The sequence below is a fragment of the Aeromonas ichthyocola genome, from assembly GCF_046087985.1.
Taxonomy (GTDB): domain Bacteria; phylum Pseudomonadota; class Gammaproteobacteria; order Enterobacterales; family Aeromonadaceae; genus Aeromonas; species Aeromonas rivipollensis.
Genome location: NZ_JBJSWH010000004.1, coordinates 186,861 through 211,002 on the forward strand (window position 1 = coordinate 186,861; position 24,142 = coordinate 211,002).

Here is a 24,142-nt window from a genome sequence, read left to right on the forward strand (position 1 = left end):
GGCCTCACCCGGCTTGATGACTCGAACACTGCGTATTCAGTTCGTGGTGATCCTGTTGATCTCGGCCAGGCTGCTGACCCCCAGGCGGGCCTTCTCCAGGCCGGAGGTGCGCAGGGTGCGCATGCCCTCCTTCTGGGCTATGGCTGCGATTTGCAGCGAGTTCGCTCCCTGCATGATCAGCTTGGCGATGTTGTCCGACATCAGCATGATTTCATAGATGCCGACCCGTCCTCTGTAGCCTCCCGAACACTCCTTGCAGCCGACCGGCTTGAACAGTCGCAGTCCGGCGGCCAGCTGCTGCTGGGTAAAGCCCAGCTCCTGCAGTTCTGCGTCGGGCACCACCTCAGGGGCCTTGCAGTGATCGCACAGCTTGCGGGCGAGACGCTGGGCCATGATAAGGGTCACCGAGGAGGCGATGTTGAAGGCGGGGACCCCCATGTTCATCATCCGGGTCAGGGTCTCGGCCGCCGAGTTGGTGTGCAGGGTCGACAGCACAAGGTGACCGGTCTGGGCGGCTTTGATGGCAATCTCGGCGGTTTCCAGATCCCGGATCTCCCCCACCATGACGATGTCGGGATCCTGGCGCAGGAAGGAGCGCAGGGCGCTGGCGAAGGTGAGCCCCGCCTTGGGATTGATCTGCACCTGGTTGACGCCGGGCAGGTTGATCTCCACCGGATCCTCGGCGGTGGAGATGTTGACCTCGCTGGTATTGAGGATGTTGAGACCTGTATAGAGCGACACCGTCTTGCCCGACCCCGTGGGGCCCGTGACCAGTATCATGCCCTGTGGCTTGGAGAGCGCATGCAGATATTGCGCCTTCTGGCGATCGTCGAAGCCGAGCTGATCGATATTGAGGCGTGCCGCCGAGGAGTCGAGCAGACGGATAACGATCTTCTCCCCCCACATGGTGGGCAGGGTGTTGACCCGCATATCCATCGACTTGTTGCGCGACAGCTTCAACTTGATGCGGCCATCCTGCGGCAGCCGCCGCTCGGCGATATCGAGCCGCGCCATCACCTTGAGGCGGGCGGAGAAGCGGTTGGAGAGGTTGACCGGCGGGGTGGCGATTTCATGCAGAATGCCATCGATGCGAAAGCGCACCCGATACTTGAACTCGTAGGGCTCGAAGTGCAGGTCGGAGGCGCCGCGCTTGATGGCATCCATCAGGATCTTGTTGATGTACTTGACGATGGGGGCATCGTCATCGGCGGTATTGACGCTTTCGTCGAGCCGGCTGTTCTCGTCAGAGACCTCGAGTTCGGAGATCTCGGCCTCGTCGATATCCTCCATGCCGAGGGTGTCCTGCTCGGTGTCCATCAGCTTGCCGAGGGCGGCGGTGAGCTTGCTCTCCTCGACCAGCAAGGCTTCCGTGTGCAGGCCGAAGCTGAAGCCGAAATCCTCCAGGGCCGACACATTGGTCGGGTCCGACATGGCGATATAGAGAGTGTGGCCCTGGGTGTAGATGGGCAGCACATGATGTTTCTCGATAAGCTTCTGATTGAGGTACTTCTGCGGGATCTCGGAGAGATCGAAGGCTGCAAGATCCAGTAGAGGTACCCCATATTCCAGCTCGCAAAAATCCGCCAGCGCCTTGCTGTCGAGTATGTCGTTCTCGATCAGGAAGGTGACAAAGGGCTTGCGCTGCGCCCTGGCCTGGCTCAGATATCGCTGTGAGTCCGGCTCGCTGAGGAGAGAAGAGGCGGCCAGGCTGTTCGCCAGGCCGCTATTGGGGCTAGAGGTCATTGATTAGCAGAGGCAGTGTTTCGCAGTTCCAGTATTACGAGCCCATGTTTTTGCGCCAGTTTCAACAGTGCCGGTGAGAACGAAGGTTATGTAACGGGTGAAGCACTTGTTTAAACCAGCTTCTGTACCGGTTGCGGTAATACAGCAACAGTGGCTGGTTGCTGTTGCACCCATTTGCTGGAGTGTGCCAGATTGAAATGTGTACCTGCTGTAGCAATTGGCAGCACACCATTGACCGTGGCATCAAATGTACTCCCGGCTGCACCTGTTGTCTGTACGCAAATTTCTAGGCTGTTTTTACTCCACCAGCCGCTGTTACACTTCAGTAAATTTAGCTTTTTGGTGTAGTTCTGATAAGCCGGCAGTGCTATGGCCGCCAGAATGGCCACGATCGCGACCACGATCATCAGTTCGATAAGGGTAAACCCTGATTGTTTCTTCATTCATCAAATATCCTTTTATCCTTGGTTCCTGGGAAGTGCCGGTGGAAATCGTCCGCACGTCAGTATCTTATCCGAGCTGTCAGGGGTGGCAACAGAGATTGCGGGGCCTTTGTTAACCACTTTCTGTCATTTACCGAAAATTGATATAAATCATAAAATAAGTGGCTTCTATGACTCTTTTTTACTGGCGGGCCCATCATCACACTCCTTTGCTGAGGGATCCTGCATAAAGAAAAGGCGCCGATGGCGCCTTTTGCAAGTGTTTATCCGGTTATAGTATTTGCTCAGGCCTGCGGGGTGAATCGCTCACTGCTGGATAAAGCGCATGGAGAGATCCAGCGCCCGCACATGCTTGGTCAGTGCCCCGACCGAGATAAAATCGACGCCGGTGGCGGCAAATTCAGCCAGAGGTATCCAGAGTGACGTTGCCGGAGACCTCCAGCCTGGCGCGCCCCTGATTCAGACGCACGGCTTCCTTCATCATGGGCACATCGAAGTTGTCCAGCATCACGATGTCAGCCTGGGCGGTCAGCGCCTGCTCCAATTCGGCCAGGGACTCCACCTCCACTTCCACCGGTTTGCCCGGGTTGAGGCGGCGCGCTTCTGTGATGGCTTCGCTTATGCCGCCGCAGGCGAGGATGTGGTTCTCCTTGATGAGGTAGGCATCAAACAGGCCGATGCGGTGATTCTTGCCGCCGCCGCAGGTGACGGCATATTTCTGGGCGCTACGCAGGCCGGGCAGGGTCTTGCGGGTGTCGAGCAGGCGACACTCTGTCCCCTCCAGCTCGGCCACGTAACGGGCGGTCAGGGTGGCGACCCCGGATAGGGTCTGCACGAAGTTCAGGGCATTACGCTCGCCGGTCAGCAGCGCCCGGGCCGGGCCGTGGAGGCGGAACAGCTCCTGATTGGGGGAGAGGCGCTCGCCATCCTGAACCTTCCATTCCACCTTGACCTCGCCGCCGAGCTGGGCAAACACCTCGTCGACCCAGGGCTGACCGCAGAATACGCCGGCCTCGCGGGTGATGACGCGCGCCGTCGAGATGCGATCGGCCGGGATCAACTGGGCTGTGATATCGGCGCTGGCATCCGGTTGATCCAGTGCGGTGAGGGCATCGCCCAAGTCTTCGAGTAGTGCGGCGCGCACGGCGCGGCTGATGTCCTGTTGTAACATGCCTTATTCCTGCAAGGGTCTGAGAAGCAACTGCCTGTCTTTCTGACGTAATTCCAGCCGACCCAGGGCATTCATGCCCACCAGGATCTCCTCCCCGTCGGCAGCCGGATTGATAAAGACGGACAAATCGTACAGGGTCAATGGCCCCATCGCCAGCGTTTCGATGGTGCCGTTGCCGACCCGGATCTGCCCGCGGCGGTATTGACCTGGCTGCTGCCGCGGGCGGTCAGGCCGAGCCGCTCGGCAACCTGCTGCGGGATGGTGATGCGGGTGGCGCCGGTATCGAGCAGCAGTTGCACCGGCTGACCGTTGATGGCACCCTCCAGACGATAGTGGCCGCTGGCATCGGCCTTGAGCAGCAGCTCGCCGCTGGCGGTCACGCGGTTGAGCGGGAGTGAAAATAGAGGGTCAGCAGGCCCATCAAAGAGAGCCAGGCCAGCAACCAGAAGCGGCGTGCCGTCGTGCTGCATATCCCATCCATATCGAGCGGAAGATGGCTCAGCCTAACCACAATTTCCCGTTGATTCAGCCTGAGTTGGTGTCGCTTTGTTGCCCATCACAAATCAGATGCGCCATCGCCATTTATCAGATCGAGTAGACAATGACTCAACTCGCTTCGCAACCATTATTTTCCATCGATCCGCTGGCTGGTGCCAGCAGGCGCGTCGGGTGCCTCACCCCATCACAACGAACGGGCCGCGCCGGACGATATCTCCCTGCTGGTGGTGCACGGCATCAGCCTGCCGCCGGGGGAGTTTGGTGGCCCCTTTATCGACGATCTCTTTCTGGGGCGGCTCGACCCCGACGCTCACCCCTATTTTGCCGGTATCCATCAGCTGCGGGTCTCGGCCCACTGCCTGATCCGCCGCGATGGTGAGCTGGTGCAATATGTGCCGTTTGGTGCGCGAGCCTGGCATGCGGGGTATCGAGCTGGCAGGGGAGGGAGGCGTGCAACGACTTCTCCATCGGCATCGAGCTGGAAGGGACCGACGAGCACCCCCTACACCGAGGCACAATACGAGGCGCTGGCTGGGCTCGCTCGAGCCATATCAGGTCATTATCCGGCCATTACGGCCACGAAAAAATTGTCGGCCATTGCGACATAGCGCCGGGGCGCAAGACGGATCCCGGTGCCAGTTTTCAATGGAGCGCTATCCGCCAGTTACTCAACTTGAAAGTAAATATTAAAATTAGTTTGTGTTTTTAAAATCAATGGCTTGCCTTCTGGCAGGCCATTTTTGTCTGCTGTTGCTCAAATGTTATCTGTGAGCGCCATCAAAAATATTGGTCAGACCAATTTCTATGAGCTAAATCATGTTTCCCCTTTTACCCCTTAAGTGGTGGGGTTGATTCTTGATGCAGATCATATTTTGGGTGGACTTTTTCCAAGCCCTCTGCTAATTTTCGCCCCAATCATAGAATTGGTAATACCAATTTAACAAAGTAGCCTCATGCCCTATATCAAGATAACTCAGCCCAAGCTGGCCGACGCCATCGTCGCCGAGCTGGAAAGCATGATTCTGGAAGGCAGCTTGCAGCCGGGGCAGAAGCTGCCCCCCGAGCGGGAACTTGCCATCCAGTTTCAGGTGTCGCGGCCTTCCCTGCGCGAAGCCATCCAGCGCCTGGAAGCGAGGGGACTCTTGTATCGCCGTCAGGGCGGCGGCACCTATGTGCAGAATGCCTTGAGCAAGGGGATCGCCGATCCCCTGTTCGAACTACTCAGTACCCACCCGGAAGCCCAGTATGACCTGCTGGAGTTTCGTCACGCGCTGGAAGGCATCTGTGCCTACTATGCCGCGCTGCGGGGGACTGAGGCCGACTTCGAGCGGATCCGCCTGGCGCAGTCCGCCATCGAAGAGGCGGGTCAGCAGGGGTCGCTGGTGGTCGAGTCGACCGCCGTCACCCAGTTCTATCTGGCAGTGGCTGAGGCGTCCCACAACGTGGTGCTGCTGCACTTGCTGCGGGCCATGGGCCCCATGCTCGAACAGAACATTTTACGAAATAACGAAATTTTGAATCGCCGTCCGGGAGTGGTAGCCAAGATCCGTCGCCATCGTGCGAGCCTGATCGAGGCTATCCTGTCGGGGGCTCCGGAGCGGGCCAGGGCTGCTTGTCATGAGCACCTGGCCTTTATCGAGGACACCTTGTTGGATATGCAGAGGGAAGACAGCCGGATCCAGCGATCCATGCGTCGGATCCGTCAGCAGGATAACTAATCCCACAAGGCTCTATTGTCGAATGCTTGCGCCCTTCGCCGTGCAATGCCGTGCAATCACAACAAAATAGGAACCAGCCATGTCTGATATCCTGAAGAACGATGTGGACCCGATAGAAACGCTGGAGTGGCTTGCCTCTCTGGAATCCCTGCTGCGTGAAGAGGGTCCGCAACGCGCTCAGTTCATCCTTGAACAGCTTACTGAGAAGGCACGCGTTAGCGGTGTTGACGTGGCTGAGAAGGCGAATCGCGACTACATCAACACCATTCCTGCCAGCGACGAACCGGCTTACCCGGGTGACCTGGAAATGGAACGTCGCATCCGCGCCATCATCCGCTGGAATGCCATGATGATAGTGCTGCGCGCCTCCAAGAAAGACCTGGACCTCGGTGGTCACATGTCTTCCTTCGCCTCTTCCGCGACCATCTACGAAGTCTGCTACAACCACTTCTTCCGCGCTCGCAGCGAGAAGGACGGTGGCGATCTGGTCTACTTCCAGGGTCACATCTCCCCGGGCATCTACGCCCGTGCATTCGCCGAAGGTCGTCTGACCGAAGAGCAGCTGGACAACTTCCGTCAGGAAGTGGATGGCAAGGGCATTCCTTCCTACCCGCACCCGAAACTGATGCCGGACTTCTGGCAGTTCCCGACCGTTTCCATGGGTCTGGGCCCCATCGCCGCCATCTATCAGGCTCGCTTCCTGAAGTACCTGACCGACCGTGGTATCAAGGATTGCTCCGAGCAGACCGTGTACGCCTTCCTGGGTGACGGCGAGATGGACGAGCCGGAAGCCAAGGGCGCCCTGACCGTTGCCGTGCGTGAAAAGCTCGACAACCTGGTGTTCGTGGTCAACTGCAACCTGCAGCGTCTGGACGGTCCTGTTGTCGGCAACGGCAAGGTCATCAACGAGCTGGAAGGTCTGTTCGCAGGCGCCGGCTGGGATGTCACCAAGGTCATCTGGGGTCGCAAGTGGGATGAGCTGCTGAAGAAAGACACGTCCGGCAAGCTGATCCAGTTGATGAACGAAACCGTGGATGGTGACTATCAGACCATGAAGTCCCGTGACGGCGCTTACGTCCGTGAGCAGTTCTTCAACCGTTATCCGGAAACTGCCGCCCTGGTCAAAGACATGACTGACGAGGAGATCTTCGCCCTGAACCGCGGTGGTCACGACCCCCGTAAACTGTTCGCCGCCTTCTCCAAGGCCGCAGCGACCAAGGGCAAGCCGACCGTCATCCTGGCCAAGACCATCAAGGGTTATGGCATGGGCGAAGCGGCCGAAGGCAAGAACATCGCTCACCAGGTCAAGAAGATGGATCTGGGCTCTGTTCGTCACCTGCGCGATCGTTTCAGCCTGCCGGTCACCGACGAGCAGCTGGAAGAGTTGCCGTACCTGAAGATCGAAGAAGGTACCGAAGAGCACAAGTACCTGCACGCTCGCCGTGCCGCGCTGAAGGGCTATGTACCGACCCGTCTGCGCGAGAGCACCACCAAGCTGGAAATCCCGGCGCTGGATGCCTTCGGCCCGCTGCTGGGTGAGCAGGCGCGCGAGATCTCCACCACAATGGCGTTCGTGCGTTCCCTGAACGTGCTGCTGAAAGACAAGTCCATCGGCAAGCGCATAGTTCCGATCCTGGCCGACGAAGCCCGTACCTTCGGTATGGAAGGTCTGTTCCGTCAGATCGGCATCTACAGCCCGCACGGTCAGCAGTACACCCCGCAAGACCGCGACATCGTCTCCTATTACAAGGAAGACAAGCAGGGTCAGGTTCTGCAAGACGGCATCAACGAGCTGGGCGCCATGTCCTCCTGGCTGGCTGCTGCGACCTCTTACAGCACCAACGATTGCCCGATGATCCCGTTCTACATCTACTACTCCATGTTCGGCTTCCAGCGGATCGGCGACATGGCGTGGGCAGCCGGTGACCAGCAAGCCCGTGGCTTCCTGCTGGGCGCGACCTCAGGTCGTACCACCCTCAACGGTGAAGGTCTGCAGCACGAAGATGGTCACAGCCACATCCTGGCCGGCACCATCCCGAACTGCATCTCCTACGATCCGTCCTACGCCTATGAAGTAGCTGTGATCGTGCAGGACGGTCTGCGTCGCATGTACGGTGAGAAGCCGGAGAACGTCTTCTACTACATCACCACTCTCAATGAAAATTATGCGATGCCGGCCATGCCGGAAGGCGCCGAGGAAGGTATCCGCAAGGGTATCTACAAGCTGGAGTCCGTGGCCGGTAGCAAGGCCAAGGTACAACTGCTGGGTTGTGGCTCCATCCTGGGCCACGTCCGTACCGCCGCCCAGATCCTGGCCAGCGAATACGGCGTGGGTTCCGACGTGTTCAGCGTGACCTCCTTCAACGAGCTGGCTCGTGATGGTCAGGACGCCGATCGCTGGAACATGCTGCACCCGACCGCGGCCGCCCGTGTGCCCTACATCACCTCGGTACTGGGTTCCGAAGCCACTATCGCCGCGACTGACTACATGAAGTCCTTCGCCGAGCAGGTGCGTGCCTTCGTGCCGACCGAGAACTACCGTGTACTGGGTACCGATGGTTATGGCCGTTCCGACAGCCGTGCCAACCTGCGTCGTCACTTCGAAGTGAACGAGTTCTATGTCGTTGTCGCTGCCCTGACCGAACTGGCCAAGCGCGGCGAGATTGACAAGCAGGTTGTGGCCGACGCCATCGCCAAGTACGGCATCGATGCCGACAAGGTTAACCCGCTGTACGCGTAAGAGGATTGAGCGCCCTGTCCGGACTTGCGTGCCGGACAGGGCCTTGCCCAGGTTAATGCGACATAAGGGTAAGAGGACACACAGGGTCCGGACGGAAACAACGAGCCGGAACCTGCTCTTGCCAAGGTTAACGCGATAAACGTACGCGTAAGAGGATAAAGCACAATGTCCAAACAGATTATGGTGCCGGATATCGGTGCCGATGAAGTTGAAGTGACCGAGATCATGGTCGCCGTGGGTGACAAGGTCGAGCTCGACCAGTCCCTGATTGCCGTGGAAGGTGACAAGGCCTCCATGGAAGTCCCGGCTCCGGCCGCGGGTATCGTCAAAGAGATCCTGATCAAGGTGGGCGACAAGGTTGCCACCGGTTCCCAGATCATGATCTTCGAAGCGGAAGGCGCTGCCGCCGCCGCTCCGGCTCAGGCTGCCGCTCCGGTTGCCGCCGCACCGGCTGCCCCTGTTGCTGCCGCTGCCAAAGACGTGCACGTACCTGACATAGGTGACGACGAAGTCGAAGTGACCGAAATCATGGTTGCCGTGGGCGACATGGTTGAAGCCGACCAGTCCATCATCGCCGTGGAAGGTGACAAGGCCTCCATGGAAGTGCCGGCGCCGTTCGCGGGCCGCGTGGTCGAGATCAAGGTCGCCGCCGGCGCCAAGGTCTCTACCGGTTCCCTGGTGATGGTATTCGAAGTAGCTGGCGCTGCGCCTGCTGCTGTGGCTGCTCCGGCTCAAGCCGCCGCTCCCGTGGCTGCTGCCCCGGTTGCCGCCGCTGCCAAAGAGGTCAACGTACCTGACATCGGCGGCGACGAAGTGGAAGTGACCGAGATCATGGTCGCCGTGGGTGACAAGGTCGAAGCCGACCAGTCCCTGATCGCCGTGGAAGGTGACAAGGCTTCCATGGAAGTCCCTGCACCGTTCGCCGGTGTGGTCAAGGAGATCAAGGTGAAGGCCGGTGACAAGGTCTCCACCGGTTCCCTGATCATGGTGTTTGAAGTCGCTGGTGCTGCCCCTGCCGCCGCCCCGGTTGCCCAGGCTGCTGCACCCGTTGCTGCTGCACCTGCCGCCCCGGTTGCTCAGGCCGCTGCCCCAGCTGCCGCTGCCTCCGACTTCGTTGCCAACGATGCCTATGTTCACGCCTCCCCGGCGGTTCGCCGTCTGGCTCGCGAGTTCGGCGTCAACCTGGCCAAGGTGAAGGCCTCCGGTCGCAAGGGCCGCATCGTCAAAGAAGACGTGCAGGCTTACGTGAAGGATGCGGTCAAGCGCGCCGAGTCCGCTCCTGCTGCCGGTACCGGTAATGGCAACGGCATGAACGTGCTGCCATGGCCGAAGGTAGACTTCAGCAAGTTCGGTCCGGTCGAAGAGCTGGAACTGACCCGGATCCAGAAGATCTCCGGTCCTGCCCTGCACCGCAACTGGGCCATGATCCCTCATGTCACCCAGTTCGACGAAGCCGATACCACGGATCTGGAAGCCTTCCGCAAAGAGCAGAACATGCTGGCCGAGAAGCAGAAGCTGGATGTGAAGATCACCCCGCTGGTGTTCATCCTGAAAGCCGCCGCCAAGGCCCTGGAAGCGCACCCGCGCTTCTGCAGCGCCCTGTCCGAAGACGGCAGCAAGCTGATCATGAAGAAGTACATCCACATCGGTGTGGCGGTTGACACTCCGGGGGGCCTGGTCGTACCGGTCGTTCGCGACGTCAACAAGAAGGGCATCTATGAGCTGTCCCGCGATCTGGCCGAGATCTCCAAGAAGGCCCGTGCCGGCAAGCTGACCGCTGCCGACATGCAGGGCGGTTGCTTCACCATCTCCAGCCTGGGTGGCATCGGCGGTACCAGCTTTACCCCGATCGTCAACGCGCCGGAAGTGGCCATCCTGGGCGTTTCCAAGTCCGAGATGAAGCCGAAGTGGAACGGCAAGGAGTTCGTGCCGCGTCTGATGCTGCCGCTGGCACTGAGCTATGACCACCGCGTCATCGACGGCGCCGACGGTGCTCGCTTCGTCACCACCCTGAGTGGTGTGCTGTCCGACATTCGTCGACTGGTTCTGTAAATGTAAATGAGAGGGCGAGCACAGAGCTCGCCCTTTTCACTTCTCATTTCATTAACAAAATTATAAACTTGCCCCGTTTTTTTCACGGCTGCAGCCGCCTTCTTTGGCATAAGACTGTGCTGTCCGGGGATATAGAACGACAAAGAGGTCATGATGAGTAAAGAAATCAAAACTCAGGTCGTAGTACTGGGTGCTGGCCCTGCCGGTTATTCCGCTGCTTTCCGTGCCGCCGATCTGGGTCTGGATACCGTTATCGTCGAGCGCTACTCCACCCTGGGTGGCGTCTGCCTGAACGTGGGCTGCATCCCCTCCAAGGCGCTGCTGCACGTTGCCAAAGTGATCGAAGAAGCCAAGGCGCTGGCCGAGCACGGCATCGTCTTCGGTGCCCCGCAGACCGACATCGACAAGGTGCGTCTGTGGAAAGAGAAGGTCATCAACCAGCTGACTGGCGGTCTGGCCGGCATGGCCAAGATGCGTAAAGTCCAGGTTGTGAACGGCTTCGGCAAGTTCACCGGCCCGAACACCCTCGAAGTGGAAGGCGCCGACGGCAAGACCACAGTGACCTTCGACAACGCCATCATCGCGGCCGGTTCCCGTCCGGTGAAGCTGCCCTTCATCCCCCACGATGACCCCCGCGTCTGGGATTCAACCGATGCGCTGGAACTGACCACAGTACCGGGCAAGCTGCTGGTTATCGGCGGCGGCATCATCGGCCTGGAGATGGGTACCGTTTACTCCTCCCTGGGTTCCGAGATCGACGTAGTGGAATTTGCCGATCAGCTGGTACCGGCTGCGGACAAAGACATCGTCAAGATCTACACCAAGCGCGTTGCCAAGAAATTCAACATCATGCTGGAGACCAAGGTCACCGCAGTTGAAGCCCGTGAAGACGGCCTGTACGTCTCCTACGAAGGCAAGCACGCCCCGGCCGAGCCGGTTCGCTACGACAACGTGCTGGTCGCTGTCGGTCGTGTGCCGAACGGCAAGCTGATGGACGCCGAGAAAGCCGGTGTTGCCGTCAACGAGCGCGGTTTCATCGAAGTGGACAAGCAGCTGCGTACCAACGTGGCTCACATCCACGCCATCGGTGACATCGTCGGTCAGCCGATGCTGGCTCACAAGGGTGTGCACGAAGGCCACGTGGCGGCCGAAGTCATCGCCGGCAAGAAGCACTACTTCGACCCGAAAGTGATCCCGTCCATCGCCTACACAGAGCCAGAGATGGCTTGGGTCGGTCTGACTGAGAAGGAAGCCAAGCAACAGGGCCTGAACTTCGAAGTCGCCACCTTCCCCTGGGCTGCTTCCGGCCGCGCCATTGCCTCCGATTGCGCCGACGGCATGACCAAGCTGATCTTCGACAAGGACAGCAACCGCGTCATCGGTGGTGCCATCGTCGGTACCAACGGTGGTGAGCTGCTGGGCGAGATCGGTCTGGCCATAGAGATGGGTGCCGACGCCGAAGATCTGGCGCTGACCATCCACGCTCACCCGACTCTGCACGAGTCCGTGGGCCTGGCAGCCGAAGTGTTCGAAGGTTCCATCACCGACCTGCCGAACGCCAAGGCCAAGAAGAAGAAGTAAGTATCTTCTCTCCGCCAAGATGAAAAAGCCGCTCGAATGAGCGGCTTTTTGTTTTTCCAGGATCAGGTGGCCGTTCAGCAGCGCCCCTTCTTGGCCTGTCCCGGTGGACAGAAGGTGCCGTAGCCCCCGCGATCCCCGTCGCTGACCCGGATCCGGGTATCGTCCACGCTCACATCGGCGCCGTGCACTCGCACCGGCCCGCTGCTGCAGGCAGCGAGCAGCCCGCCCAGCACTATCATCACTACCAGCTTGCCCATAACACCTCCTCTCGTTTTCCTGATTATGAGGTATGTGGCAGGGCGGTTGGATACGGCGCAAAGCCCGTGCGTCATGGCTTGCCGTGGTTATGACGAAGGGCGCCGCAGCGCCCTTGTATGGGTCAGAAAGAGGCGCTGGAAGATTACAGGCGGAAGTTGCCGACCAGCTTGTCGAGCTCGCCGGAGAGCTGCTGCAGACTGCGGCTGGACGCGGTCAGCTGGTGGGCTATGTCGGCTGTCTCCATGGTGAGCTGGTTGATGTCCTCCACGTTGCGGTTGATCTCGCCCACCACGCTGGATTGCTCCTCGGTGGCGGTGGCGACCTGGATGTTCATGTCGCTGATCTGGGTGATGTGGGCGGTGATCTGACCGAGCGCCCCGTTGGCGGCATCCGCCTGGGTGACCACCTCCAGACTCTGGTTGCGGCCTTGGGCCATGGCGCTGACGGCGCGGGCGCTCTGCTCCTGGAGGCGGTTGATCATGCCCTGGATCTCGGCGGTGGAGGCGGCGGAGCGGCTGGCGAGGTTGCGCACCTCGTCGGCCACCACGGCGAAGCCGCGGCCCTGTTCACCGGCGCGGGCTGCCTCGATGGCGGCGTTGAGCGCCAGCAGGTTGGTCTGCTCCGAGATGCTGCGGATGGTGTCGAGTATGCTGCCGATGGAGTCGGTCTGGCTCGCCAGGGATTCGATGACCCCGGCCACCTGCTCGATTTCACCGGAGAGGCCGACGATGCCGTGGCGGGCCTGCGCCACCACGACCGCACCCGCATCGGCCTGATCGTTGGCCTGCCTGGCCACGTCGGCGGCTAGCGACGCATTGCCGGCGATCTCGCTGACGGTGGCGCCCATCTCGTGGATGGCGGTGGCGACCTGGACGGTGCGATCCCGCTGGGCGGTACAGTTGTGCTGGGTCAGCTGGGCCTTGGCGGCCACCTCGTTGGCGGTGGCGGCGAGCTGGCGGGAGTTGCTCGCCACCTGCTCGATGGAGCCGTGGATCTTGGCGACGAAGTTGTTGAAGCCGGTGGCGACCTGGCTCAGTTCGTCCCGTCCTTCCACCTTGAGGCGTTGGGTCAGATCCCCGTCGCCACTGCCCAGTTCCCGGAACAGGCGAGCCAGTTCGTTGAGGGGGCGACTGACGGAGCCAGCCAGCAGGACGCCAAGCAGCCCCATGCCGACGGCGATGAGCAGGCTCACCAGCACTATGTGCAGCCGCGCCTTGTCCAGCTCGGCATAGATCTCGGCTTCCGGCACCTGGGCCACCAGATACCAGTCGAGCAGGGGAATATAGCTGGTGGCGAGCACCACGGGCTGGCCATCTATTTCGGCGTGGGTGGCGGCAAAGGGCTGCTTGGTCATCAGCGCGCCGGCGCCCGGGCCTGCCAGCTGACTCAGGCTGTCTCTGTCGATGCGGGCGGCGTCCGGGTGCAGCTTCACCTTGCCGCTGCCATCTGTCATGAAGACGAAGCCGCTGTCGCCGATGCGGAAGTTGGCGAGCATGCTGACCATGCTGTCGAGAGACTTGGCAAGCCCGGCCAGGCCGCGCCCGTCGAGCTGCTGGAAGTTGACGAACAGCTTCACCTCGCCATTGCTCTCGCGAAAGATGCTGAGCATCAGGTCCTGGCCGCTCTTGGTGTAGTCGTAGAACCAGTTGTCCTGCTCATGGTTCAGGATGCGCAGGAAGCCCTCCTGGTTGTAGTAGGCGGCGCTCTGGCGATCGGCGAAGGAGGCGGTGACCAGGCCATACTGGCTCGTCATGTCCTTGAGCTGGTCGATGAGGATGGACTCCTGCTCCTTGGGCATGCCGCGGGCCACCCAGTCCAGCACGAAGCGGTCATTGGCCAGCTGTCTGGCGGCGCTCGCGACCGAGGTGAGATCCTTCTCGATCTCCTTGCCGATGCGCTGGGTCAGGTTGGGCAGCTCCTGCTCGAACATGCGGGTCTCGATCAGCTGCTGGGCCGAGCGCTGGCTGAAGTAGCCCACCAGCAGGCAGGAGAGAGCCACGGCGAGGATGACGGTGGCCAGAATTTTCTGTTTGAGTGTCAGGCTTGCGAACATAAGGGTGACTCGGGGTGTGGGCCTAAGGTTGAGTACATATTAACGGCTGATCTGGCGCGCTCTTGAGGTGGTGGCGGCGATTATTGCCGATTAACGTTTGCGCTCACATCAGGCCGGGACTGGATTGGCGCCAGTTATCCCTGGCTCTGGGGCCCCGGGGGGTGATGACATCTCGCCAGCAGGGGCGCTTGCAGTTAAAGTTCTGGAACTTATAGTTGGCAGCACTCATGTCGGCGGGCTGCTCGCTCGACTCGCACGGATCAATGGACACTCATATGCGCATCTTTCATCGGGGATGGACCCATTTGCTAATGCTTCTGCTGGCAACCCTGCCATTGGCGGGGATAGCCCAGGCCAGTGACACCGGGCCCAAGGCCAGGGTGCACGGCGGCGAAGGCAAGGCGGAGAGACCCAGGATAGCCTTGGTGCTGAGCGGCGGCGGCGCCAAGGGGGCGGCCCACATAGGGGTGCTCAAGGTGCTGGAAGAGAAGCGGATCCCGGTCGACATCGTCGTCGGCACCAGCATGGGATCCTATGTGGCGGGCATGTACGCCATGGGGCTCAGTGCCGAGGAGGTGGAGCGCATGACCCTCGCCATCGACTGGAACAAGGGTTATCAGGACAAGGTCGGTCGTGACGAGCTCTCCCTGCGCAAGAAGCAGCAGAGCGAGAAGTACCAGCTGCGCACCGACATCGGGGTCAACGGGGATTCCACCCAGTTGCCTGACGGCTTCTTCCAGGGCCAATCCATGGCCAGCCTGCTGCGCCATGCCACCTCCAACCTGCCGGCGCAGAAGAGCTTCGACGATCTGCCCATTCCCTACCGCGCCGTGGCCACCGACATGGAGACGGTGACCCCCTTCGTGCTGGACAGTGGCAGCCTGGCCAAGGCGATGCAGGCCTCCATGTCCATCCCAGGTGCCCTCAAGCCCGTGGAGTGGGAGGGGCACATCCTGGCCGACGGTGGCACAGTCAACAACATGCCGGTGGACGTGGCTAAAGCCATGGGGGCCGACGTGGTGATAGCGGTGGACATAGGTGCCAAGCTGCGCACCCGGGAGTCGCTCAAATCCGGGCTGGCCATGATAGACCAGCTCACCACCTACATGACCCAGGTCGGCACCGAGAAGCAGAAGGCGCTGCTGGGGCCAAAGGATGTGCTGCTCAGTCCTGAGTTCGGTGACATGGGGATCGCCGACTTTGCCCGCATGCCGGAGGGGATCAAGCAGGGGGAGGCGGTGGCCGACCGCGCTTCTGCCCAGCTTGATGCCCTGTCGCTCTCCCCCGACGCTTACGCGGATTACCGCAACAAGAAGCTGAGCCGCCGCGCCGAGCGCAGCGGGCAGCCGGCCTACTACATCGACAAGGTGGAGATCCTCAACAAGTCGCGCCTCTCCGACGAGACGGTGCGGGCCATGCTCAAGGTGCGCCCGGACAAGGTGCAGACCTATGAGAGCCTGGAGGCCGGGATCCGTCGCCTCTACGCCCTGGAGTCGTTCGACCGCATCACCTACGAGGTGGAGGAGCGGGACGGCGAGAACGTGCTGGTGGTGGATGCCAGCGAGAAGAACTGGGGCCCGGGCTATCTCAACTTCCAGCTCGGCTTCTCCGATGACTTCGAGAGCAGCTCCAACTACAACGTCGGCATGTCCTATACCCTGACCAACGTCAACGACTGGGGCGCCGAGTGGCTCACCGAGGCGTCGCTCGGCACGGCCAAGCACCTCAAGACCGACTTCTACACGCCGCTCGAGCCTTCCCAGACCTTCTATGGGGAGGCGAGCCTGGCCTATGACAAGACCCAGCGTCGGGTCTTCTTCCCGGAGGAGGATGTCAAATCGTCCGGGGTCCGTTATCTGGACTCCGAGTACAGCTTCACCAGCATGGATCTCGCCGTCGGCTGGAACCGCCAGCCCTGGAGCAGATTGTCCCTGGGGCTGGAAGGCCAGGTGGGCGGCGTCGATGTCCAGAACCTGTCCGACGCGAACGCAGATGCCACCGCCTGGGGGCCCTACATTCGCTTCGAACACGACACCCTCGACAGTCGTTACTTCCCCTACGCGGGGGTCTACTGGGACATCAAGGGGGGCTACTCCCACATCAAGATAGAGCCGACCGGCGAGCCGACGGAGAACACCGAGGGGCTCAACTACCACATGGCGATGATCAAGCCCTGGTCATGGGGGCGGCACAGCCTCAACCTGATGCTGGAAGGGGGCGGTTCCTCCTCGGAGGAGGAGGTGCCGCTGTTCGTGCAGGATCTCGGCGGCCTGTTCCGGCTCTCCGGCTTCCAGCACTACCAGCTGAGCGGCCGCTACAGCCTGTTCAGCGGTCTGCGCTACATCTATCGGGTGGCGGACAACGACTTCGGGGCCATCAAGGCACCCCTGTTCCTCGGGGGCTCCCTCGAGCAGGGCGGGGTCTGGAACAAGGGGGCCGACATCAGCCTGGAATCTTCCTATACCTCGGGCTCCGTCTATGTGGGGGTGGAGAGCTTCCTCGGCCCCATCTTCCTCGGCTATGGCATGGCGGAGGGGGGACACGACATGTTCTATCTGCAATTGGGCACTACGTTCCAATAAGGGTGAAATGCTGACTTTTTGTTAACTTGTTTGTGCTGTGTCTCTTGTCAGTTTAAAAAAACCTAACCGGCTTATATGGTTATGCTGGTTTGGTGAATAACTGCACAGGGTTTGGATTTTAATTACTCGTTAAAACTTATATAGTGGGGGGCACCCTACGGGTGTCCCGCAAGGACGATCGCCGCGAGCTTGGGCGAACCCCAAAAAAAAGACCAAAGAGGAATTAGTCGTGCTTGAAACATACCGTAAACACGTCGCAGAACGTGCCGCCGAGGGCGTGGTTGCCAAACCTCTGGATGCAGAGCAGGTCGCCGCCCTGGTTGAACTGCTCAAGAACCCGCCCGCCGGTGAACATGATTTTCTGAAAGAACTGTTGTCCTCCCGCGTTCCCCCGGGTGTTGATGAAGCGGCCTATGTCAAAGCCGGCTTCCTCACCGCCGTCGCCAAGGGCGAGGCCCACTCACCCATACTGACCGCCGCCGAAGCGGTCGAGCTGCTCGGCACCATGCAGGGTGGCTACAACATCCAGCCGCTGATCGATCTGCTGGACGACGCCTCCCTGGCTCCTCTTGCTGCCAAGGGCCTGTCCCACACTCTGCTGATGTTCGACTCCTTCCACGACGTGGAAGAGAAGGCGAAGGCGGGCAATGCCCACGCCCAGCGGGTGCTGCAGTCCTGGGCCGATGCCGAGTGGTTCCAAAGCCGCCCCGCCCTGGCCGAGAAGATCACCGTCACCGTGTTCAAGGTGACCGGCGAAACCAACACCGACGACCTGTCCCCGGCACCGGATGCCTGGTCCCGTCCTGATATCCCGCTCCATGCCCTGGCCATGCTGAAGAACGCCCGCCCCGGCATCACCCCGGACAAGGACGGCGTCATAGGCCCGGTCAAGGCCATCGAAGAGCTCAAGCAGACCGGCTTCCCGCTGGCCTACGTCGGTGACGTGGTCGGTACCGGCTCCTCCCGCAAGTCCGCCACCAACTCAGTGCTCTGGTTCATGGGCGACGACATTCCCTTCGTGCCAAACAAGCGCGCTGGCGGCGTCTGCCTCGGCGGCAAGATTGCCCCGATCTTCTTCAACACCATGGAAGATGCCGGTGCCCTGCCCATCGAAGTGGATGTCTCCAAGCTGGAAATGGGCGACGTGATCGACATCTTCCCTTATGAGGGCAAGATCACCCGTCACGGCACCGATGAGGTGCTGGCCCGCTTTGAACTGAAAACCGACGTGCTGATCGACGAAGTGCGCGCCGGTGGCCGTATTCCGCTGATCATAGGCCGCGGCCTGACCGACAAGGCCCGCGAGGCCTTAGGGTTGCCGTTCTCCACAGTGTTCCGTCGCCCGCAGCCTGTGGCCGACACCGGCAAGGGTTACACCCTGGCCCAGAAGATGGTGGGCAAGGCGTGCGGCGTGCAGGGCATACGCCCGGGCACCTACTGCGAGCCGCGCATGACCACGGTCGGCTCCCAGGACACCACTGGCCCCATGACCCGTGACGAGCTGAAAGACTTGGCCTGCCTCGGCTTCTCCGCCGATCTGACCATGCAGTCCTTCTGCCACACCGCGGCCTATCCCAAGCCTATCGACGTGCAGACCCACCACACCCTGCCGGACTTCATCATGAACCGCGGCGGTGTAAGCTTGCGTCCGGGTGACGGCGTCATCCACTCCTGGCTGAACCGCATGCTGCTGCCGGACACCGTGGGTACAGGTGGTGACTCCCACACCCGTTTCCCCATCGGCATCTCCTTCCCGGCGGGCTCTGGCCTGGTGGCCTTTGCCGCCGCCACCGGTGTGATGCCGCTGGACATGCCGGAATCCGTGCTGGTGCGCTTCAAGGGCGAGCTGCAACCTGGCATCACCTTGCGTGATCTGGTCCATGCCATCCCCTACGCCGCCATCCAGAAGGGGCTGCTGACCGTCGAGAAAGCGGGCAAGAAGAACATCTTCTCCGGCCGCATCCTCGAGATCGAAGGGTTGCCGACCCTGAAGGTAGAGCAAGCCTTCGAGCTGGCGGACGCCAGCGCCGAGCGCTCCGCCGCCGGTTGCACCATCAAGCTGGATCAGGCCCCGATCATCGAGTACCTGAAGTCCAACATCGTGATGCTGAAATGGATGCTGTCCGAAGGCTACGGCGACGTGCGCACCATCACCCGCCGTATCAGGGGGATGGAGGAGTGGCTGGCCAATCCGGTGCTGATGGAAGCGGACAAGGACGCCGAGTACGCCGAAATCATCGAGATCGATCTGGCCACTATCAAGGAGCCCATCCTCTGTGCGCCGAACGATCCGGACGACGCCCGCCTGCTGAGCGATGTGGCCGGCAGCCAGATCGACGAGGTGTTCATCGGTTCCTGCATGACCAACATCGGCCACTTCCGTGCCGCCGGCAAACTGCTCGAGAAGTACCAGGGCGAGCTGCCGACCCGCATGTGGATTGCCCCGCCCACCAAGATGGACAAGGATCAGCTGACCGAAGAGGGCTACTACGGCATCTTTGGTCGCGTCGGTGCCCGCATCGAGATCCCGGGCTGTTCCCTGTGCATGGGCAACCAGGCGCGCGTGGCGGAAGGGGCCTCGGTGGTCTCCACCTCCACCCGCAACTTCCCGAACCGTCTGGGCAAGGGGGCCAACGTCTACCTGGCCTCTGCCGAACTGGCTGCTGTTGCCGCCATCATCGGCAAGATCCCGACAGTGGCGGAGTACCTGCAGTACGCCAAGACCCTGGATGCCACGGCGGCCGACACTTACCGCTACCTCAACTTCAACGAAATCGCCTCCTACACCAAGAAGGCCGATGCGGTGATTTTGCAACAGGCGGTCTAAGCCTGGTCGGTCTGACCACTGGAAATAACAATGCCGCGTCCTGACGCGGCATTTTCCATTTGTGGGGGTTGCGCGATAATGGGCCGCCAATCTCCCGCCACTGCGTCGTCGATTCCTTTTACCAGCGCGCTGCGTTAGGTTGTCTGGCCTGAATGGTCCCATTGTCTTCTGTGCGAGATGGGCGTTATTTCACTGCGGCGCTTGCCAGGGCAAGCCTGCGAATTGCGGCGTGGTTTCTATGTTCCTGTTCCGGATTGATCTTGCCCGTACGAGATGGCGCCTTGGCTGTGCCCTGCTGGTCTTGACCCTGCCACTGCTGGCGGGAGGCTGGATGGTGCACCGCAGCTATGAGCAGGAGTTGAAGAGCGACGCCAGCGCCTCCGCCTACAAGGCGAGAACCTTGCTTGAGCGCATGCTGGATCAGGCCGAGCAGGCCAACCTGGAGGCATTGCCGCTGGTGAACCGGCCCTGTACCGGCAACCTGCTGCAACTGCGCAAGAGAGTGGCCCTCGAGCCTTTCCTGCGCTCGGTCAATCTGGTGCGCGACGGGGTGATCAACTGCACCTCGTTGTTTGGACCTGTCCATGAGCTGGATGACAGGTCGGTCTATACGCAGGACAAGTTGCTGCTGATGCGCGGCAACAAGGTGCGTCAAAATCATCCGCTGCTGGTGGTGCGCCATGATCGCGGGCGCGATGCGGTGCTGAGCGCCATCGACAGCACCCAGCTCGGCTTCATGCTCGCCATGAGCAGCGACGCCAGCGAGCTCTATCTGCAGGTCGGGTCGGCCTGGATCGATGAGTCCGGTCATCACCAGAACCAGCCCCCCAGGCTGCACAGCAAGACTCGTCTTGAACTCTCCTCCCACCGCTACCCCTTCGCCATCCATGCGGGCTATGCCATGCCGCTCTACTGGCACTCCCTGTGGGAGGCTCGCCATCTGGCCCTGTTGTGGCTGGCCGGCACCTCTGTGCTGCTCGGGCTGCTGGTGTGGTGGGTGCTCGGTCGCCCGGGCTCCCCGACAGACGAGCTGAGGCGCGGGTTGCTGGCGGGGGAATTCGTTCCCTACCTGCAACCCCTGATGGCCAGCAAGGACGACCGCATGGTGGGGGCCGAGGTGCTGATGCGCTGGCAGCACCCGAGCTCAGGCCTGATCCGCCCGGATCTCTTCATCCCCCAGGCGGAAGAGTCCGGGCTGATAGTGCCCATGACCACCCATCTCATGAAGGTGGTGGCCCATCGCCTTAAGCAGGTGCAGAGCCAGCTGCCCGAGGGGTTTCACATCAGCTTCAACATCAGCGCCGCCCACTGCCGGGATCTCTCCCTGCTGGCGGAGTGCCGCGCCTTCCTCGCCCACTTCCAGCCGGGGCGGGTGGCGCTGGTGCTGGAGCTGACCGAGCGGGAGCTGCTGGTGGCCAACCCCCATACCCTCTCCCTGTTCGCACAGCTGGACGAGATGGGGGTCAAGCTCGCCATCGATGACTTTGGCACCGGCCACTCCAGCCTGATCTACCTGCAGCAGTTCCATGTGGACTATCTCAAGATCGACCGCTCCTTCATCGGGCGGATCGGCACCGAGTCCCTCTCCGAACACATAGTCGACAACGTGATCGATCTCGGTCGCAGGCTGGGCCTGGCCCTGGTCGCCGAAGGGGTCGAGACCGAGCATCAGGCCGCCTACCTCAGGGGCAAGGGGGTCCACTATCTGCAGGGATTCCTGTTCGCGCGCCCCCAGCCGCTACGTCAGTTCTGCCAGGGGTTGACGGCAGGGGAGGCGGATAGCCAGCCGGTTGCCGGTCGCGCCGCCTCCGCCTGAGTCCCGCAGTGTGGTTGCTCGTTATTTGACCGGTTAGGCCTGGGTTCAGCTTGGGTTGCTAAGATGGCGACCCTTTACGAACGGGATCCGCCATGCGTTATTGCTCCGCGGCCGACACGGCCAGACCCAGGCCAAGACTGCTGATCACCTTGCTGATGTTCGCGCTGCCCATGCTGCTCGGCAACTGGGCCATGCTCGTTCGCTATCGGGTCGATCTGCAGTGGGAGTCCCATCAGGCGGCGAGCCATACCCTGGCGCTGATGGAGACCATGCTGTCTCATGCCCAGGCGGCCAATCGCCAGGCCTTGCCATTTCTGGGCAAGCCCTGCGCCACTGCGCTGCCGACCCTCAGATCCCTGGTCGCCATGGTGCCCTTCGTGCGTTCGGTCAACCTGAGCCAGGGGGACAGCGTCTACTGTACCTCCCAGTTTGGCCGGCGCCGGATCCCCTATACCGCCGAGCAGTACAGCCAAGGCCAGCTGCGCCTGATGGAGGGGAACGAGGTGCGGCGGCATCATCCCGTCCTCTCGGTGCGCACCGGCACTGTGCAAGGGGCCGTGATGACCCTGATCGATGGGGATTACCTCAACTTCATGCTGAGCCTCAACCAGGGAGCCATGCCCCTGATGCTCAGGGTGGGCGATGGCTGGCTCGACGAGGAGGGCCACTTCTTCGCCGCCACGCCTTCCCTGGCGAGTCAGGAGCATGTCGAGCTCCAGGCTGCTGGCTATCCTCTCTCCATCTATGCGGGCTACTCCTCTGCTCCCACCCTGATGGGGCTGTGGCGGCATCATGGCTTCGGGATCTGGCTGCTGTTTGCCTTCAGTGCCGGTGTTGCCGTGCTCATGTGGTGGCTGCTGGGGCGCCCCCGCTCCCCGACCAGCGAGCTGGCCCGGGCCCTGCGGGCCAAAGAGTTCGTCCCCTACCTGCAACCCCTGGTGGAGAGCGGCAGCGAGCGCATCATGGGGGTCGAGGTGCTGATGCGCTGGCAGCATCCTGACGTGGGCCTGATCCGGCCGGATCTCTTCATTCCCCAGGCGGAGGCTTGCGGCCTGATAGTGCCCATGACCAGCCTCATCATGGGGAGGGTGGGGCAGCAGCTGGTCGCGAACCAGGCGCAGTTGCCCGATGGCTTCCACATCAGCTTCAACATCAGCGCGGCCCATTGCCGCGACGACAGTCTGCTGGAGGAGTGCCGCAGCTTCCTCGCCCGCTTCGCACCGGGCAGGGTGACGCTGGTGCTGGAGCTGACCGAGCGGGAGCTCTTGGTGGCGGATCCCCATACCCTCTCGCTGTTCCAGGCGTTGAACGAGATGGGGGTCAAGCTGGCCATGGATGATTTTGGCACCGGCCACTCCAGCCTGGTCTATCTGCAGCAGTTCCATGTGGACTACCTCAAGATCGATCAGTCCTTCATTCGTCGTATCGGTACCGAGTCCCTCTCCGAGCACATAGTCGACAACGTGATCGATCTGGGACACCGCCTCGGCCTGGCGCTGGTGGCCGAAGGGGTCGAGACCCGCGAGCAGGCGGAGTATCTCAAGGGCAAGGTGACCTATCTGCAGGGCTACCTGTTCGGCCGCCCCGTGCCCGTCCGGCAATTCTGCGACGAGCAGTTGGTGCAGGCGGCCTCGCCAGCGATTGAGGCCAAAGAGGAACAGCTTGAACCAGCCTGAAGCGGAGCTGCCACGCAAGCCGCATCACGAGTGTGTGGCAGTGGTGCCCGCTGATGAGCAAGCCCCGGCGAGTGCCGGGGCTTTTGTATCTGAGGTCAAAGGGAAAGTCAGGCGGAGAAGCCGCCATCTATGGTCAGGCTGGCGCCTGTTATGTATCCCGCTTCGGGCCCCGCCAGGTAGGCGACGAAGCTGGCGATCTCCTCATCCTTGCCGTAGCGGGCCAGCGCCATCATCCCCTTGAGCTGCTCCGCCGATTCCCCGTCAGCCGGGTTCATGTCGGTATCGACCGGGCCTGGCTGCACGTTGTTGACCGTGATGCCCCGCGGGCCCAGATCCCGTGCAATGCCTTTGGTCAGGCCGACCAGGGCCGATTTGCTCATGGCGTAGACGGAGCCGCCCGCCATGGGGATGCGATCGGCATTGGTGCTGCCGATGTTGATGATGCGCCCCCCCTTGCCCATGTGATGAGCCGCCTCCTGACAGGCCACGAAGACGCTGCGGATGTTGACCGCCAGGGTGCGATCCAGGTCATCCAGAGTCAGCTCCTCAAGGTGGCCCCATACCAGTACCCCGGCATTGTTGACGAGAATGTCCAGCCGCCCGAAGCGGGTGACGCTCTGGCGTATGGCGTGCTGTACGGCCACGGCATCCGCGCTGTCGGCACGGATGGCCAGGGCCTTGCCGCCCGCCGCCGTGATGGTCGCGACAAGCTCTTCTGCCTTGCTGGCGGAAGATACATAGGTAAAGGCCACGGCGGCACCGTCGCGAGCGAGGCGCTTCACAATGGCGGCACCTATGCCGCGGGAACCACCTTGTACGAAGGCAACTTGTCCACTGAGGGGTTTGACGGTCAACATCTGATCTCTCCTGTCTGGTGATGAAGCAAGGTCTGAGCGAGTTGGGAACTCAAGGCTCTCCAGGCCACCCCAAGCAAGGAGTGGTGTTGAATGAACCTGTTTACAGTGTGATTGATTCCTCGAGGTT

Annotated in this window: 14 protein-coding genes and 3 pseudogenes; 10 read left to right on the forward strand and 7 right to left on the reverse strand. The window is 61.4% G+C overall.

Annotated features, from left to right (window positions below; translation table 11 throughout):
- Positions 1 to 36: 36 nt before the first annotated feature.
- The 4 genes and pseudogenes from tapB to ACF2JD_RS13345 form a co-directional block, all read right to left on the reverse strand.
- Positions 37 to 1,743 carry a PilB family type IVa pilus assembly ATPase TapB gene (tapB, locus tag ACF2JD_RS13330; RefSeq protein WP_440987594.1) on the reverse strand — a complete coding sequence of 569 codons (1,707 nt, stop codon included), beginning with the start codon at positions 1,741 to 1,743 and terminating at the stop codon, positions 37 to 39.
- 110 nt (positions 1,744 to 1,853) lie between these two features.
- Entirely contained in the window at positions 1,854 to 2,186 is a 333-nt protein-coding gene (locus ACF2JD_RS13335; RefSeq protein ID WP_440987595.1) for a prepilin-type N-terminal cleavage/methylation domain-containing protein, read from the reverse strand.
- Positions 2,187 to 2,492: 306 nt separating this feature from the next.
- Positions 2,493 to 3,357, reverse strand: a pseudogene (gene nadC / locus ACF2JD_RS13340) (carboxylating nicotinate-nucleotide diphosphorylase).
- Between the two features lie 3 nt (positions 3,358 to 3,360).
- A pseudogene (locus ACF2JD_RS13345) lies at positions 3,361 to 3,838 on the reverse strand (retropepsin-like aspartic protease family protein).
- Between the two features lie 244 nt (positions 3,839 to 4,082).
- On the opposite strand from ACF2JD_RS13345, the pseudogene ACF2JD_RS13350 reads away from it, so the two are divergent.
- From ACF2JD_RS13350 to lpdA, 6 genes and pseudogenes are all read left to right on the forward strand, one after another.
- Positions 4,083 to 4,373: pseudogene (locus ACF2JD_RS13350) on the forward strand (N-acetylmuramoyl-L-alanine amidase); the annotation flags it as partial.
- Positions 4,334 to 4,564, forward strand: coding sequence for a hypothetical protein (locus ACF2JD_RS13355; protein ID WP_440987697.1), 231 nt, complete (start codon positions 4,334 to 4,336; stop codon positions 4,562 to 4,564). The pseudogene ACF2JD_RS13350 and the gene ACF2JD_RS13355, both read left to right, overlap by 40 nt.
- 244 nt (positions 4,565 to 4,808) lie before the next feature.
- On the forward strand, positions 4,809 to 5,573 hold the full coding sequence (gene pdhR, locus ACF2JD_RS13360; RefSeq protein ID WP_106885661.1) for a pyruvate dehydrogenase complex transcriptional repressor PdhR: 765 nt from the start codon (positions 4,809 to 4,811) through the stop codon (positions 5,571 to 5,573).
- A gap of 79 nt (positions 5,574 to 5,652) precedes the next feature.
- Positions 5,653 to 8,313, forward strand: coding sequence for a pyruvate dehydrogenase (acetyl-transferring), homodimeric type (gene aceE / locus ACF2JD_RS13365; protein ID WP_163138001.1), 2,661 nt, complete (start codon positions 5,653 to 5,655; stop codon positions 8,311 to 8,313).
- Between the two features lie 165 nt (positions 8,314 to 8,478).
- Complete coding sequence (aceF, locus tag ACF2JD_RS13370) at positions 8,479 to 10,365, forward strand: pyruvate dehydrogenase complex dihydrolipoyllysine-residue acetyltransferase (RefSeq protein WP_440987596.1); 1,887 nt, start codon at positions 8,479 to 8,481, stop codon at positions 10,363 to 10,365.
- A 153-nt stretch (positions 10,366 to 10,518) separates the two neighbouring features.
- Positions 10,519 to 11,946 (forward strand): dihydrolipoyl dehydrogenase, encoded by a 1,428-nt coding sequence (gene lpdA / locus ACF2JD_RS13375; RefSeq protein ID WP_106885664.1) that lies wholly within the window; start codon positions 10,519 to 10,521, stop codon positions 11,944 to 11,946.
- 74 nt (positions 11,947 to 12,020) lie between these two features.
- Here lpdA and ACF2JD_RS13380 read toward each other — a convergent pair whose 3' ends face one another.
- Positions 12,021 to 12,203: a hypothetical protein gene (locus tag ACF2JD_RS13380; protein WP_234691565.1), complete on the reverse strand. Its 183-nt coding sequence runs from the start codon at positions 12,201 to 12,203 to the stop codon at positions 12,021 to 12,023.
- A gap of 143 nt (positions 12,204 to 12,346) precedes the next feature.
- Complete coding sequence (locus ACF2JD_RS13385) at positions 12,347 to 14,257, reverse strand: methyl-accepting chemotaxis protein (RefSeq protein WP_440987597.1); 1,911 nt, start codon at positions 14,255 to 14,257, stop codon at positions 12,347 to 12,349.
- A gap of 275 nt (positions 14,258 to 14,532) precedes the next feature.
- Between ACF2JD_RS13385 and ACF2JD_RS13390 the strand changes: the two genes are divergently transcribed.
- The 4 genes from ACF2JD_RS13390 (at position 14,533) to ACF2JD_RS13405 (ending at position 23,158) form a co-directional block, all read left to right on the forward strand.
- Positions 14,533 to 16,839 carry a patatin-like phospholipase family protein gene (locus ACF2JD_RS13390; protein WP_111911098.1) on the forward strand — a complete coding sequence of 769 codons (2,307 nt, stop codon included), beginning with the start codon at positions 14,533 to 14,535 and terminating at the stop codon, positions 16,837 to 16,839.
- Positions 16,840 to 17,068: 229 nt separating this feature from the next.
- Positions 17,069 to 19,666, forward strand: a complete 2,598-nt coding sequence (gene acnB, locus ACF2JD_RS13395; RefSeq protein ID WP_168235901.1) for a bifunctional aconitate hydratase 2/2-methylisocitrate dehydratase — start codon at positions 17,069 to 17,071, stop codon at positions 19,664 to 19,666.
- Positions 19,667 to 19,904: 238 nt separating this feature from the next.
- Positions 19,905 to 21,482, forward strand: a complete 1,578-nt coding sequence (locus ACF2JD_RS13400) for an EAL domain-containing protein (protein ID WP_440987698.1) — start codon at positions 19,905 to 19,907, stop codon at positions 21,480 to 21,482.
- A gap of 92 nt (positions 21,483 to 21,574) precedes the next feature.
- Positions 21,575 to 23,158, forward strand: a complete 1,584-nt coding sequence (locus tag ACF2JD_RS13405) for an EAL domain-containing protein (RefSeq protein WP_440987598.1) — start codon at positions 21,575 to 21,577, stop codon at positions 23,156 to 23,158.
- Between the two features lie 107 nt (positions 23,159 to 23,265).
- Here the strand turns inward: ACF2JD_RS13405 and ACF2JD_RS13410 are convergent, their stop codons facing one another.
- On the reverse strand, positions 23,266 to 24,015 hold the full coding sequence (locus ACF2JD_RS13410) for a 3-oxoacyl-ACP reductase family protein (protein WP_106885670.1): 750 nt from the start codon (positions 24,013 to 24,015) through the stop codon (positions 23,266 to 23,268).
- Positions 24,016 to 24,142: the final 127 nt, after the last annotated feature.